Consider the following 13509-nt stretch of genomic DNA (forward strand, 5'->3'; position numbering starts at 1 on the left):
TGATGAGCCGAATGACGCATCGTTTCTCCTGGCTGCGGTTTGCCGCAGCGGCCTGCGTCGCAGGCACGGCCTTCGCGGCTATGCCCGCGCATGCGGGCATCTTCGACGACGACCAGGCCCGGCAGGCTATTCTCGACCTGCGTTCGAAGACCGATAGCCTGTCGAGTCAGTTGTCGGCCGCGCAGCGCACCATCCTCGACCAGTCCAACCGTCTCGACCAGCTGAATCAGCAGGTCGCCACGCTGCGTGGACAGAACGAGGACATGGCCAACCAGCTCGCCACGGTGCAAAAGCAGCAAAAGGACTACTACACCGATCTGGACACGCGCCTGAAGAAATTCGAGCCGCAGCAGCAGACGGTGGACGGCGTCCAGGGCGAGGTGCAGCCGGGTGAGACGGAGTCGTTCAACGCGGCCTCACAGCAGTTCCGCAACGGCGACTTCAAAAACGCGGCGGCGTCGTTCCGCACTTTCATCGCCAAGTTCCCTAACAGCCCTTACCAGCCGACCGCGCAGTACTGGCTCGGCAACGCGCTGTATGCACTGCGCGACTACAAGGGTTCGACGGCGACCTGGCAGGGTGTGGTGCAGAAATATCCGCAGCATCCGCGGGCGCCGGAAGCGCTGCTGGCCATTGCTAACAATCAGCTCGAGCAAGGTCAGAAGGCTGCGGCCAAGAAGACGCTGGAGCAGATCGTCGCGCAATACGGCGGCTCGGACGTCGCACAGTCGGCGCAGAGCAAGCTATCGCAGATCAAGTAGTTGTGGTATTGCTCAAGTAGTTGGCAGTAACGCGCAGTGACCGACGTCATAGCCACGCGCGCCTCTCGCTGAAAAGCCCGGGCAGGAATGCCCGGGCTTTTCACTATCTGAAGTGCCGATCGCTCGGATGGCCGCGATGGGTTGACAGCGCGCCGAGGCTATCGCTATAATTTCGCTTCTCTTTTGGGTCGTTAGCTCAGCTGGTAGAGCAGCGGACTTTTAATCCGTTGGTCACAGGTTCGAATCCCGTACGGCCTACCAAAGACATGAAGGGCTCAGCGCAAGCTGAGCCCTTTTTCTTTGCTCCGCAAAAATGCGATCTGCGCCCTTGGCAGATCGCCCGCAAATTGTTCTGGATCACGCGCTCCGTCTCGAAATCAAGGCTGGGAGCGCTGCGGATACCTTGGCTCCCCCTGAACATCCAGGTTCAGTATTTACCAATCGTTTTGCGCGACAGACTTGTGAGACCCGCTATCTCGCGTACCGACTTGGTCTGGCGATCGAACATCCGCCGCACCTCGCCGATCATCCTCATCGGGATCGTCCCCAAACACACTGCCAGAAACACTGGCGGGATAGGTTGATTGCCGGGCTGAATTTTTGGTCCGCGTAAACAGTATGTATAGCAAAGTCGAATACTCGACCGAAGAAATAGAATTTCCTCGAGTAGATTCGCGGCGATATGCTTCGATCTGTGCTTGTGCCGAGCGGAGGCTCGATAGCGAAGGTTCGGTGAGCCGGTCATATATACGGTGGCGTACGGCGCCAATGGTTTGCAAAGCAACCAGAAGAAGAGACACATCCGGTAGAGAAGCCCGCGAGAGACATTCCCAAAAGGAATATTCCTCGCCGCTCGGGCTGCAGTCATGCATGAGATCGCACGTGGAGCAGCTATTGATCGGCTTCAAGCTGCCTGAAATGGGCAGGGATGATCCATAAACGCCGAAAATAGTTGTCTGCGCAAAGATGCGGGAGCCTAGGTAGCCTATTTTTGGAATGTTTAGAATTTTCTACAACATTCATAAACGATAACGTAAAAGAGAGTCTACTAGAAATACGTCAACTTTTTGTAGTCGCTCAAAATAATGCCAATGGCGCCAAATTGTCGACTCCGATTTTTCAATATTATTTGGACTGCTAACCACAATAGCAACGTGGCTGGCCAATATTTCGGAACAGTCGATCGTCGGCCGATTTCAGAAGTCTAAAGTTGCGGGCCTGTGCGATGGAAACCTATCCGACAAACGTCGTACACGGCGCCATTGTCTGGCGCAGTAGCGGCCACAGCCGACTTTCATCTCTATACCCAGTACCAACACCTCAAATCTAATTCACTTATGAAGGCAATCAAAACGAAAACATTCATATATGAAGCTTTGTACTACTAATTTACATTAACTATCCGGCGAACAAGAAGATAGACCTGATCGCCACACACAAAGATCCTTCGAGCTAAACCCAGTGCCAACAAGGAAGCGAACGATGAAGCGAATAAAACACGTGAAAATTACCCTGACCAGCACTGCAGTGCTGGCAGCCGTTCCTGCTTTCGCGCAAAGCAGCGTTACGTTGTACGGAATCGTTGATGCAGGTCTCGGATACTTGAGCAGCTCGGCGCCAAAGGGCGCAACTGGCGGCAAGTCGTCAATTGGTATGAACAGCGGCATGTGGTCGGGCAGCCGGTTCGGGCTGAAAGGTAGCGAAGATCTGGGCGGAGGCACAAGGGCCATTTTCGCACTGGAACAAGGCTTCAGCAGCACGACCGGCGCCCAGTCTGTGTCGGGATTGGCGTTCAATCGCCAGGCATTTGTTGGCGTGGAGAATAAAAGCTACGGCACGTTCACAGCGGGGCGCCAGTACACTTCTTATTATCAGCTTCTGTCACCCTACAGTCCGACCAAATGGCTGACCGGCGCATACGGCGCCCACCCCGGTGATATCGACTCGCTCGATACGAGCTATCGTGTCAGCAACGAACTCAAGTATACGTCGCCGGTCTTCGATGGCCTGACGCTGGGCGGCTCCTATGCGCTGAGTGGTACTCCGGGTTCGCTGTACAGCGGCTCGACATGGAGCGTGGCGGCCCAGTACACCAATGGACCAATCGGCATCGCTACAGGGTTCATGCGGGTCAATAACGCGACAACGAACGGTGGTCCGTGGGGTTCCAACTCGACCCTGTCGAATAACGGCTCCCAACCTGCTGTCTCGGCGATCAATACCGGCTACCAGACGGCAAGAGCACAGCAGCGCTTTGCGGTGACGGCGGGATATAACATCAATCCGCAATGGGACATTACTGTCTCATACTCCAACGTGCAGTATGTTCCCGGCACAGGTTCCGCATTCCGTGACACTGCGATCTTCAATACAGGTGGCGCGGTGCTGCACTGGAGGCCACTTACGGCACTGGACCTGGCCGCAGGCTATAGCTACACGCGTGCGACGAAGGCGAACCGCATCTCCAGTCCTGCAAGCTATTCGCAGTTCAATCTCGTGCAGTACTACAGCCTGTCCAAGCGGACAGGCCTGTATGCCGCAGAGGCATATCAACGCGCCGGGGGCCAGACGCTCCTGCCGAGCGCCACAAGCACCAGCATCGTCAACGCCACCGCATCGATCGGTGATGGCCAAAACAGCACGCCGTCGTCCTCGCGCAGCCAGGTTGGTATCGGCGTCGGCATGATCACCCGCTTCTAGTCGCCTTTGCCGGAACAGGCCACGACCCGACCACGTCGTGGCCATGTCGTCCTCCCGGTTTCGCGGGATGGGGCGGCCAGCGCCACTTCCACGTGCGATCCCACTCGACAGGGTTTCTCAGCATCCGCGCGTGTGCGTCGCCGTGGCGGTCGATGTGCTCGTCACGTCCTTTGGAGCTCTGTCCAATGGTCGCCGCCGGGGCCGCTCGCTCAAGGGTTTCCTCACATTCAGGATATGAACATGAAACGAATATTTGCGGCGATCTTCGCTTTCGTAGCGTCTGCTCAACTATCTCTCGCCTGCACCACGATTATCGTCGGCAAGAAAGCCACGGTGGACGGCTCAATCCTGGTGGCCCGCAATGATGACGGTCCGGGAATAACTGCCGTCAACTTCCTCTATCATCCCCCTAGGCGCGACGGCTACATACTGCGCAGCGTCATGAAGAACCGGTTTTCATATGAGATGCCCTCGCATCTCATGGGCTACACAGGTTCTCCAAGAGGAAGTGGTAGCGCCTACGACGAGTCGGGGTTTAACGATGCCGGCGTCGGCGTATCGGCTACTGAAACCATCGTAAGTAACGCACGGACTCTGTCCGTCGATCCCTACGTAAAGGAAACAGGCATCGTCGAAGAAGTGATTCCCACCATTATTCTTTCGCAGGCGAAGTCGGCGCGCGAAGGAGTCGAACTGCTTGGGGCGCTTGTTGAATCACACGGATCGGCGGAGGGCTTTGGTGTCGCGTTCGTCGACAGCAACGAAGCGTGGTATCTGGAAAACGCGGGCGGCCATCAATGGCTTGCTATGAGAATCCCGGACGACAGCTACTTTGTGTCGGCTAACCAGTCGCGACTTGGCGAATTCGATCCTGACGACCACAACATTCTTTCGTCCCCGAATCCGGTCGGTTTTGCACAAACGCATGGCCTGTACGATCGCGATACAGACGGGCCGTTCAGCTTTCGTCGTGCATTCGGACGTGACAATGAGATCGACGTCAGGTACAACTACCCGCGGGTCGCGCAGCTCCAGAAGCGGTTTACTCCGAATGCCGCGGATCAGTCGGCCACGGGAAACGGATTTCCGACGTTCCAACGACCGGACCACCCGGTGTCGGTGACGGATGTGCAGCGAGCGCTGCAAGACTACTTCGCCGGGACGCCGAGCGATCCTTACACAAGCGGAAATCCAGCAGCTACGGCGAGACCGATTTCAGTCTATCGCACCTATCAGTCGCATGTGCTGCAGACGCGCAAAGGACTGCCGGAAGGAATCGCCAACGTAGAGTACCTCGACCTCGGCATGACTGCGCTCGGAATCTATCTTCCGTTCTATCAGGGCGCGGCGATCCCGGAATCCTATCGGGGCGTCACCCGCGATTCAGACGACAGCAGCGCATTCTGGCAATTCCGCAAGGTCCAGTTGCTCGCGATGCAGGACTTCCCGCACCTTGCTCCAATCGTGCGTGACCGATACGACGCGTTGGCATTGGCGATTGCCGAAAAGCAATTGCAGTTTGAGAAAGACTACGCGCGGGTTGCAAAGACCGACCGGGTCGAGGCAGACCGTATGCGGGATCGGTTCACGCGCGGGAACGTCGACGCCGCGCTCGCGGTATCGCGGGAACTTGTCAATACTCTCGTCACGCAACTTTCCCTGCGGACAAACCAGCTTTACAGATTCCCGGGCTCATAAAATGACGGTTCGAGCGCGAGAGGAGGTGCCCTCAGGTTTTGGACTTTTCCGTACGCTAAGCGCTCAGAGCGTGTGTACTGAGCGTCGCTGATCGACTCTGGACAGCCCTTCGCGAACGTCTTGGAGGCAACTGATCACCGGCAAAAGTGGCATTCACGCCGACCTCTCCTGCATTTCTTCCTTTCTCGCGCGCAAACCCAGAAAGTCACGCAAAAACGCGCGCGAAATTTATATCACAGCTACATATAAATTCCGTTCACGTTGCGGAAATTTCCCACGGCGCTTGACGCCATTTCCACAGCACAACCGCGTTTTCCCGCGCCAACACTATTGGTACAAACAGGAAACAACGGACTCCGAACTGGACATTTATTGAGACGTAAAGACGTGCAATGATCGCGGCCGGTCCGGCGAAATACGCTGCGACTCTGCGTGAGCAGAAGCTTTGGCAACGCCGCAGCCCCCTGCGCTTTCATTTCATCGATATGACTAATTTTCTGTTCGACCTGTTCTCGAACCTGGCTCTGCTTGCCTTCGTGCTGGCGGCCTGTCACCTGTGCAATCGCTTCGTCCCCGGCGCGTCGCTCAATGGCTCGCATATATTCGCCGCGCTGGCATCGGTCGCATTCCTGCTCGATGCCGCGCTGACTTTTTTAGTGTTCGCCGACTCGCAGAGCCGCTACGGGCAGTTCAGCACATCGACTGCATTCTTCGAGCGCGGCGGCGCCTACCTGCTCGCGATCATCGCCGCTCTCACCCGGCGCCGTGCCTCACGCCGGGCAAAAGTCAGCGCCGACAAAACGCTCGTCATCCACACTTCGCCGTATTCGAAATCGAATCTGCCAATGTAAGCCACGGCAAGCCATCGCACCGAAAGCCTCCGCCGAACCGCCTGCTTTTCCCGCCAGACATGGCGCATGAGCAACGGGAACGGTCCTTGCGCATGCCCGCGCCGTCGCCTATAACTTCCGAAGACCGAGTGCCACCCGAGTTACCATTTGCGCCCGCCGCCGGGCATTTGCCGCTGTATTGCACCACCGCTGTCCAATCAGTCAAAGGCAACTCACCCAGCGAGGAACATCTTGGATCTCGAAACCGTACGCGTCTTCATCATGACCCGAGGCATCGACCTCGGCACCAAGGTCGTCGGGGCGATCGTCCTTTGGATCGTCGGCCGCTGGCTCATCGGCATGATCATCGGACTACTGCGCAAAGTGCTGGCGCGCAACGGCCGGGTCGATCCCACGCTAGCGCATTATCTCGGCTCGATTCTCGGTGCACTGCTGAATTTGCTGCTGATCCTTGCGATCCTGCAGGTGTTCGGTGTACAGACGACTTCGTTTGCCGCGTTGCTCGCCGGCCTGGGACTCGCGATCGGCACTGCCTGGGGCGGCCTGCTTGCGCACTTCGCCGCGGGCGTGTTCATGCAGGTATTGCGGCCGTTCAAGGTCGGCGATTTCGTCACCGCAGGCGGCGTCACCGGCACAGTTTCGGAGTTGGGTTTGTTCGGCACGACCATCGTGACCCCGGACAACGTGACGACCATCGTCGGCAATAACAAGATCTTTTCCGACACCATCTCGAACTACAGCATCCTCCCAGTACGGCGCGTCGAACTGACGGCGAAGATCGCCAACGGCGTCGATCCGACGGACGCGATGAACCGGTTGAAGGCGGCCGTCACGCAGATTCCGAACGTGGCCGAGAGTCCCGCGCCGGACATCGAAGTACTGACCTTCACGCCGGAAGGCCCCCTGCTTTGCGTGCGGCCTTACACGAACAATGAGCACTATTGGCAGGTCTATTTCGACACCAATCGCGCGATCATCCAGACGTTCAAGGAAGCCGGCTACCCGACGCCCGAAACGCCGCTGGCGCCGCGTGCGGTGACCTGAGTATCGTCGTGAGACGCGGACGTCTCGCCTCGTCAATTGTTAAATCCATAGGACCTGGAAGTACCCAAAGAAAACGGCGTCGCGAGATTCGCGACGCCGTTTTTCATCTGGCTGGCTCTGCTTGTGGAACGTCAGCGGTTGTTCGCGTTCGACGTGTTCTTGCGCATCATCTTCCACAACGCTCCGAGCACGACGGGCACGATCGCGGCGCCGATACCCACCAGCACGATCACATTCAGATACTGACGGATAAACGGAATGTTGCCGAAGAAGTAGCCGAGCAAAGTCAGCAGCAACACCCAGAAAAAAGCGCCGGCAAAGTTGAACAACTGGAACCGGCTCGCCGTCATTTCCGATGCGCCCGCAACGAACGGCGCGAAGGTCCGCACCACCGGAATGAAACGCGCCAGCACGATGGTTTTGCCGCCATGCTTCTCGTAGAAGTTGTGCGTCTTCTGCAGCGCGCTGCGATCGAGGAAGCGTTCGAGAAAAGGAATGTGCGAATTGAATACCCGTGGCCCGATGGCCCGCCCGATCATATAGTTGACGGTATTGCCGGCGATGGCCGCAACGAGCAGCAGCACGATCAGCAACCCAATGTTCATTTCGCCAGTCGCGCAAAAAGCGCCGCCGATGAACAGCAGCGAATCGCCCGGCAGAAACGGCAGGATCACGAGCCCGGTTTCGCAGAACACGATCAGAAACAGCACCGCGTAGACCCATGCGCCGTACACATGAATGAAGTCTCCCAGGAACTTGTCGATATGCAAGACAAGATTGACGAAATGTAGCAACGTGTCCAAAGAGAATCCTTTACGAAGCGAATATGACGATGGCAAGAACAGCCGTGTGAACAGGCCTGTTGGCGATGGCGGCAAGCGCTCACTCGCCGCCGGAAATTGACCGCGTCATGATACAGAAAGTGCCCGGCCACAATTAAAAATCTCCCGCGCGTGGGTGTGCTTGCGCGCGCTACGGGCTCGCCGCGCCGAATCGCTATAATTTCGCCATGTCCGAATTCTCCGAAACGCCTGCCGGCTTCGACGCCGCGGCCGCGGTTTCCGCCGCCGCGCCCGCCCCACGCCCGTTACGCGCGATCCAGCCCCTTCCCGATCAGTTGATCAGCCAGATCGCCGCCGGCGAGGTGGTCGAGCGGCCGGCCTCGGTCGTCAAGGAACTGCTGGAAAATGCACTCGATGCGGGCGCGCGGTCGCTGCGCATCCTGCTCGACGAAGGCGGCGTCAAACGCATCTCGATTACGGACGACGGCTGCGGCATCCCCGAGAACGAACTCGTGCTCGCGCTGATGCGTCATGCGACCAGCAAAATCCGCTCGCTTGCCGAGCTGGAAGCCGTCGCTACGCTGGGGTTCCGCGGCGAGGCGCTGGCCTCGATTGCCTCGGTCGCGCAGATGACCATCACGAGCCGCACGGCCGACGCGGCGCACGCGGTGCGTGTGGATGCGGAAACCGGCGTGCTGAGCCCGGCGGCGGGCACTCAGGGCACCACGATCGAAGTCCGCGAGTTGTATTTCAACACGCCGGCACGCCGCAAGTTTTTGAAGAGCGAGCAGACCGAACTCGGCCATTGTCTCGAACAGATCCGCCGCGCGGCGCTGGCGCGGCCGGATGTCGCGATTTCGGTGCTGCATAACGGCAAGGCAGTCGAACATTGGAACGCCAGCGAGCCGCCCGTGCGGGTCGCGAAGATTCTCGGCGAGACGTTCGCGACGGCCCATCTGCCGCTCGACGAATCCGCCGGACCGCTGGCCGTCTACGGTTGCGCGGGTCTGCCGACCGCGAGCCGCGGGCGGGCCGATCAGCAATATTTTTTCGTCAACGGCCGCTTTGTGCGCGACAAGCTGCTTACGCACGCCGTGCGTGCCGCTTATGAAGATGTCTTGCACGGCGAGCGCTATCCGTCCTATGTCCTGTTCCTCGATCTGCCGCCTGAAGCGGTCGATGTGAACGTGCATCCGTCGAAGATCGAAGTGCGGTTCCGCGATTCGCGCTCGATTCACCAGTTCGTATTTCACGCCGTGCAGCGCGCGCTGGCGCGGCATGCGGGCGCATCGCCGGAAACGACGGCGGGCGGGCATGCGGCGCATCTGGAGCCGTCCCTTGGCGGACCGGCTTCGTTTGGCGCAACGCCGTTGGGTGGCGCGGGCATCGGCGGCGGCGCTTTCGGTGCGGGCAACGGCGCAGGCGGCCTCGGTGGCGGCTTCGGTGGCACATCGGGCGGCGGCTTCGGCTCGTCGCAACCAGGCCAGCCAGGCAACACGTGGATGCGCCAGGCTCGCATGACGCAGGGCACGCTGCCGGTCGCACAACCGCTCGCGTTCTACGACGCGCTGTTCGGCCGCAAAGACACCAACGCCGGTACGGCAGAAGGCGCCACGCTGTTCGAAGCGCGCGACTCGGCGGCAGAATCGCCCTCGCCGTATAACGTGTCCGCACCCTACCCGGCGCCCGCTTTCCACGCCGCCGACGATCAACCGCTCGGCTTCGCGCTCGGCCAGATCCATGGCATCTACGTGCTGGCGCAGAACGCGCACGGTCTGGTGATCGTCGACATGCACGCCGCCCACGAGCGCATTCTGTACGAGCAGTTCAAGAACGCGCTGGCCGATCGCACGATTGCCGTGCAACCGCTGCTGATCCCGCAATCCATGCAGGCGGACCCGATCGAAATCGGCACCGTGGAAGAAGAGCGCGACACGCTCGACGCGCTCGGCTTCGACCTTGCCGTATTGTCGCCCACCACGCTCGCGATCCGCGCCGTGCCGGCGCTGCTGAAAGACGCCGATCTGCAGGCGCTGGCGCGCGCGGTTCTCTCCGATCTGCATGCGTTCGGCGGCTCGCGCGTGTTGACCGAACGTCAGCACGAGATGCTCGGCACGCTCGCCTGCCATCACGCGGTGCGCGCGAATCGTCGTCTGACGCTCGATGAAATGAACGCGCTGCTGCGTCAGATGGAAGCCACCGAGCGCGCCGATCAATGCAATCACGGGCGTCCCACGTGGTATCAGTTGACCCTGTCCGATCTGGATCGGCTGTTCATGCGCGGGCAATGACGTGACGCTGCTTCGACGCGCACCCGCTTGCCCATGACCACGCACATGACGTCGCGCATGCCCACGGTCGTGCCGTGCCTGCTCGGCCCGACCGCATCCGGCAAAACCGCTGCCGCGCTGGCGCTCGCCGCGCGGCGTCCGGTGGAAATCATCAGCGTCGATTCAGCGCTGGTCTATCGCGAGATGGATATCGGCACGGCCAAGCCGACCGCTGAAGAACGCGCGGTGGCGCCGCATCATCTGATCGATATCGTCGATCCCACCGACGCCTATTCCGCCGCGCAATTCCGCGCCGACACCTTACGGCTGACCGCCGAGATCCACGCGCGCGGACGGCTGCCGTTGCTGGTCGGCGGGACCATGCTGTACTACAAGGCGCTCACGCAAGGGCTCAACGATCTGCCCGCCGCCGACGCGGATGTGCGCGCCACGCTCGACGCCGACGCCGCGCGCGAAGGCTGGCCGGCCCTGCATGCGCGGCTTGCCGCGATCGACCCCGTAACGGCTGCGCGGTTGGCGCCAAACGATTCGCAGCGGATTCAGCGGGCGCTTGAAGTCTTCATGCTCACCGGACAGACCATGTCCGCATTGCTGGCTGCGCCCACCAGGCATGACAACTCCGCGGCCGCGTGGCGCTTCGTGCCGATTGCGCTGGAGCCGTCCGAACGCAGCGTGCTCCATGCGCGTATCGAGAAACGCTTCGATGCGATGCTGGGTGGTGGCTTTGTCGATGAAGTGGTGAAGTTGCGCGAACGCGGCGACTTATTGCCAGAGATGGCGTCCATGCGCTGTGTGGGCTACCGGCAAGTCTGGGAGTATCTGGATGGCGCGGTCGATTATTCGACCATGCGCGACAAGGGCGTCTTTGCGACGCGGCAGTTGTGCAAGCGACAGCTCACATGGCTGCGAAGCATGCCAGAGCGGGTGGTGGTGGATTGCTGCGATCCGCACGCGACGGCGCGGGTGCTTGAAGCGATTGAAGCGTTGCTTTGAGATTGCTGTGGAGTTTTGAACCCGCGAAGTGAAGACGATTCTTACACCACGCGGGTCCAAAAAGCTTTTTACTTTAGACCACTACAGTTTGAGCTTCACCGGCCGCGCTTTCGCGAATCACGCCGATCTTCCAGACTTGCTCGCCGGCAGCCGCCAGCAGACCGATTGCCGCATCGGCATCAGCAGCCGACACGACCACCGCCATACCGATACCGCAGTTGAACACGCGATGCATTTCCGCATCCGCCACGCCGCCGTGCTTTTGCAGCCACGAGAACAGCGGCGGCAACGGCCAGCCACGATGATCCAGTTCGGCCGTCAGGCCTTCACGCAACACGCGCGGAATATTCTCGACCAAGCCACCGCCGGTGATATGCGCCATGCCCTTGACGGCGATCTGCTGCATCAGCGCCAGCAGCGGCTTCACATAAATATGCGTGGGCGCCATCAGCGCATCGGCGAGCGAGCGGCCGTCGAAATCCGCGTTCAGATCGGGCTGCGCGCGCTCGATGATCTTGCGCACCAGCGAAAAACCGTTCGAATGGATGCCGCTCGAAGCCAGACCGAGCACGACGTCGCCCGGGGCGATGGTGCTGCCGTCGATAATCTTGCTCTTCTCGACCGCGCCGACCGCGAAACCGGCCAGATCGTACTCGCCGTCGGGGTACATACCCGGCATTTCCGCGGTCTCGCCGCCGATCAGCGCGCAGCCCGACAGTTCGCAGCCATGCGCGATGCCTTTCACGACCGTTGCCGCCGTGCCGACATCCAGCTTGCCGCAGGCGAAATAGTCGAGGAAGAACAGCGGCTCGGCGCCTTGCACGAGAATGTCGTTCACGCTCATCGCCACCAGATCCTGGCCGACGGTGTCGTGTTTGTTCAGTTGAAACGCGAGACGCAGCTTGGTGCCGACGCCATCGGTGCCGGACACCAGCACCGGTTCCTTGTACTTCTTGGGCACTTCGAACAGCGCGCCGAACCCGCCGATGCCACCCAGCACGCCGTCGCGCATCGTCTTTTTGGCAAAGGGCTTGATCGCGTCGACAAGGGCGTCGCCCGCGTCGATGTCCACGCCGGCGTCGCGATACGACAGACCTTGGGCCGAATCAGTTGAATTCGGGGCGGATTTCGGTTGATTCATGGGGAAGAGCTCGAAGGTCGGTAAAATGCGATTTTACCCGATGCGGGCCGACCGGCTGGAATTTGCATCATCCTTAATGATCCGGTCGCGGCGACACCTGGAAAACCACCTTGCAAGAGAACTCTTCGATACTGACGCCTGTTCAGCGCCGCGCCTTCATCTGGGTGGCTATCGCGCTGGGCGTCGGCATTCTGCTGTGGCTGCTGAGTCCGGTCCTCACACCGTTTCTGCTCGGCGCGATTCTCGCGTACATTCTGCAGCCGGGCGTGGCGTGGATGGTGCGCCGGCGCGTGCCGCGCGGCCTGGCCGCCTTGCTGATGATGCTGCTGTTCACGCTCGTCATGACGCTGCTCGTGCTGCTGGTTCTGGCTGTCATCCAGAAAGAGGCGCCGCAACTCAAGCAACAGGTGCCTGTATTCTTTGCACACGTGAACGCCTGGCTGCAACCCAAGCTGGCCATGCTCGGACTCGCCGATTCGCTCGATTTCGCCAGCATTCGCGATCTCGTCATGGGGCAACTGGAAGGCAGCGCGCAAACCGTTGCGGTTTACGCGTGGACCTATATCCGCACGAGCGGCAACGTGATGGTGACCGTGGTCGGCAACGTCGTGCTGGTGCCGCTCGTGCTGTTCTATCTGCTGTACGACTGGAACCGCATGCTCGCGCGTGCGCAGGTTGTCGTGCCGCGTCGCTGGCTCGACAAGACGCTGCAGCTCGCGCGTGACATGGACCAGATGCTGTCGCAATACCTGCGCGGTCAGTTGCTCGTGATGGGCGTATTGGCGGTGTTTTACGCGGTGGCGCTGACTATCGCGCGCTTCGAGATCGCCTTGCCGGTCGGTATTTTTACGGGACTGGCGGTGTTCATCCCGTACATCGGTTTCGCCACCGGCCTCGCGCTGGCGCTGCTCGCGGCGCTGCTGCAATTCGGCGACTGGTATGGCTTCGGCGCAGTCGCGGTGATTTACGGTGTCGGCCAGATCCTGGAGAGCTTTTATCTCACGCCGCGGCTGGTGGGCGAACGGATCGGCCTGCACCCGCTCGCGGTGATTTTCGCTTTGCTCGCGTTCGGGCAGCTGTTCGGCTTTTTCGGTGTATTGCTGGCCTTGCCGGTCAGCGCGATTCTGTCGGTCGCCGCGCGCGAGTTGCGGCAAAGCTATCTGACGAGCACGCTCTATAACAACTGACTGCTCCTTGACTATTTCGGCCCGTGATACGGCCGTTTGCGGCCCAAGCCTCATTTTCGGC

At 60.2% G+C, this 13509-nt stretch carries 10 protein-coding genes and 1 tRNA gene; 9 read left to right on the forward strand and 2 right to left on the reverse strand.

Going from position 1 to position 13509, the window contains the following annotated elements:
* Positions 1-11 precede the first annotated feature (11 nt).
* The 6 genes from ybgF (at position 12) to B0G75_RS22380 (ending at position 7054) form a co-directional block, all read left to right on the forward strand.
* Positions 12-761 (forward strand): tol-pal system protein YbgF, encoded by a 750-nt coding sequence (gene ybgF / locus B0G75_RS22350; protein WP_106310411.1) that lies wholly within the window; start codon positions 12-14, stop codon positions 759-761.
* A 185-nt stretch (positions 762-946) separates the two neighbouring features.
* Positions 947-1022: transfer RNA gene (locus B0G75_RS22355), tRNA-Lys, on the forward strand.
* Positions 1023-2243: 1221 nt separating this feature from the next.
* The gene (locus B0G75_RS22365; protein WP_106310414.1) at positions 2244-3461 is read left to right on the forward strand and encodes a porin; all 1218 of its coding nucleotides are present in this window, start codon (positions 2244-2246) and stop codon (positions 3459-3461) included.
* A 240-nt stretch (positions 3462-3701) separates the two neighbouring features.
* Positions 3702-5159, forward strand: coding sequence for a C69 family dipeptidase (locus B0G75_RS22370; protein WP_106310816.1), 1458 nt, complete (start codon positions 3702-3704; stop codon positions 5157-5159).
* Between the two features lie 485 nt (positions 5160-5644).
* Positions 5645-6010, forward strand: coding sequence for a hypothetical protein (locus tag B0G75_RS22375; protein WP_106310820.1), 366 nt, complete (start codon positions 5645-5647; stop codon positions 6008-6010).
* Between the two features lie 231 nt (positions 6011-6241).
* Positions 6242-7054 carry a mechanosensitive ion channel family protein gene (locus B0G75_RS22380; RefSeq protein WP_106310417.1) on the forward strand — a complete coding sequence of 271 codons (813 nt, stop codon included), beginning with the start codon at positions 6242-6244 and terminating at the stop codon, positions 7052-7054.
* A gap of 131 nt (positions 7055-7185) precedes the next feature.
* On the opposite strand, the gene B0G75_RS22385 is transcribed toward B0G75_RS22380, so the two are convergent.
* Positions 7186-7857 (reverse strand): DedA family protein, encoded by a 672-nt coding sequence (locus tag B0G75_RS22385; RefSeq protein ID WP_106310420.1) that lies wholly within the window; start codon positions 7855-7857, stop codon positions 7186-7188.
* 206 nt (positions 7858-8063) lie between these two features.
* On the opposite strand from B0G75_RS22385, the gene mutL reads away from it, so the two are divergent.
* Both mutL and miaA read left to right on the forward strand, forming a co-directional pair.
* Positions 8064-10127, forward strand: coding sequence for a DNA mismatch repair endonuclease MutL (gene mutL, locus B0G75_RS22390; protein ID WP_106310423.1), 2064 nt, complete (start codon positions 8064-8066; stop codon positions 10125-10127).
* 45 nt (positions 10128-10172) lie between these two features.
* Positions 10173-11120: a tRNA (adenosine(37)-N6)-dimethylallyltransferase MiaA gene (gene miaA / locus B0G75_RS22395; RefSeq protein WP_106310823.1), complete on the forward strand. Its 948-nt coding sequence runs from the start codon at positions 10173-10175 to the stop codon at positions 11118-11120.
* A gap of 73 nt (positions 11121-11193) precedes the next feature.
* Here miaA and purM read toward each other — a convergent pair whose 3' ends face one another.
* A complete protein-coding gene (gene purM / locus B0G75_RS22400; RefSeq protein WP_106310426.1) occupies positions 11194-12261 on the reverse strand; it encodes a phosphoribosylformylglycinamidine cyclo-ligase in 1068 nt (355 codons plus the stop codon).
* A 110-nt stretch (positions 12262-12371) separates the two neighbouring features.
* Here purM and B0G75_RS22405 point away from each other — a divergent pair, with 110 nt between their 5' ends.
* Positions 12372-13448: an AI-2E family transporter gene (locus B0G75_RS22405; RefSeq protein ID WP_106310429.1), complete on the forward strand. Its 1077-nt coding sequence runs from the start codon at positions 12372-12374 to the stop codon at positions 13446-13448.
* Positions 13449-13509: the final 61 nt, after the last annotated feature.

The organism is Paraburkholderia sp. BL18I3N2 (genome assembly GCF_003001875.1).
Lineage (GTDB): Bacteria > Pseudomonadota > Gammaproteobacteria > Burkholderiales > Burkholderiaceae > Paraburkholderia > Paraburkholderia phytofirmans.

Excerpts from the sequence above, each read along its gene's own strand:
- ybgF (WP_106310411.1), top strand. The coding sequence starts at position 12 with ATGACGCATCGTTTCTCCTGGCTGCGGTTTGCCGCAGCGGCCTGCGTC.
- mutL (WP_106310423.1), top strand. The coding sequence starts at position 8,064 with ATGTCCGAATTCTCCGAAACGCCTGCCGGCTTCGACGCCGCGGCCGCG.
- B0G75_RS22370 (WP_106310816.1), top strand. The coding sequence starts at position 3,702 with ATGAAACGAATATTTGCGGCGATCTTCGCTTTCGTAGCGTCTGCTCAA.
- purM (WP_106310426.1), bottom strand. The coding sequence starts at position 12,261 with ATGAATCAACCGAAATCCGCCCCGAATTCAACTGATTCGGCCCAAGGT.
- miaA (WP_106310823.1), top strand. The coding sequence starts at position 10,173 with ATGACGTCGCGCATGCCCACGGTCGTGCCGTGCCTGCTCGGCCCGACC.
- B0G75_RS22365 (WP_106310414.1), top strand. The coding sequence starts at position 2,244 with ATGAAGCGAATAAAACACGTGAAAATTACCCTGACCAGCACTGCAGTG.
- B0G75_RS22375 (WP_106310820.1), top strand. The coding sequence starts at position 5,645 with ATGACTAATTTTCTGTTCGACCTGTTCTCGAACCTGGCTCTGCTTGCC.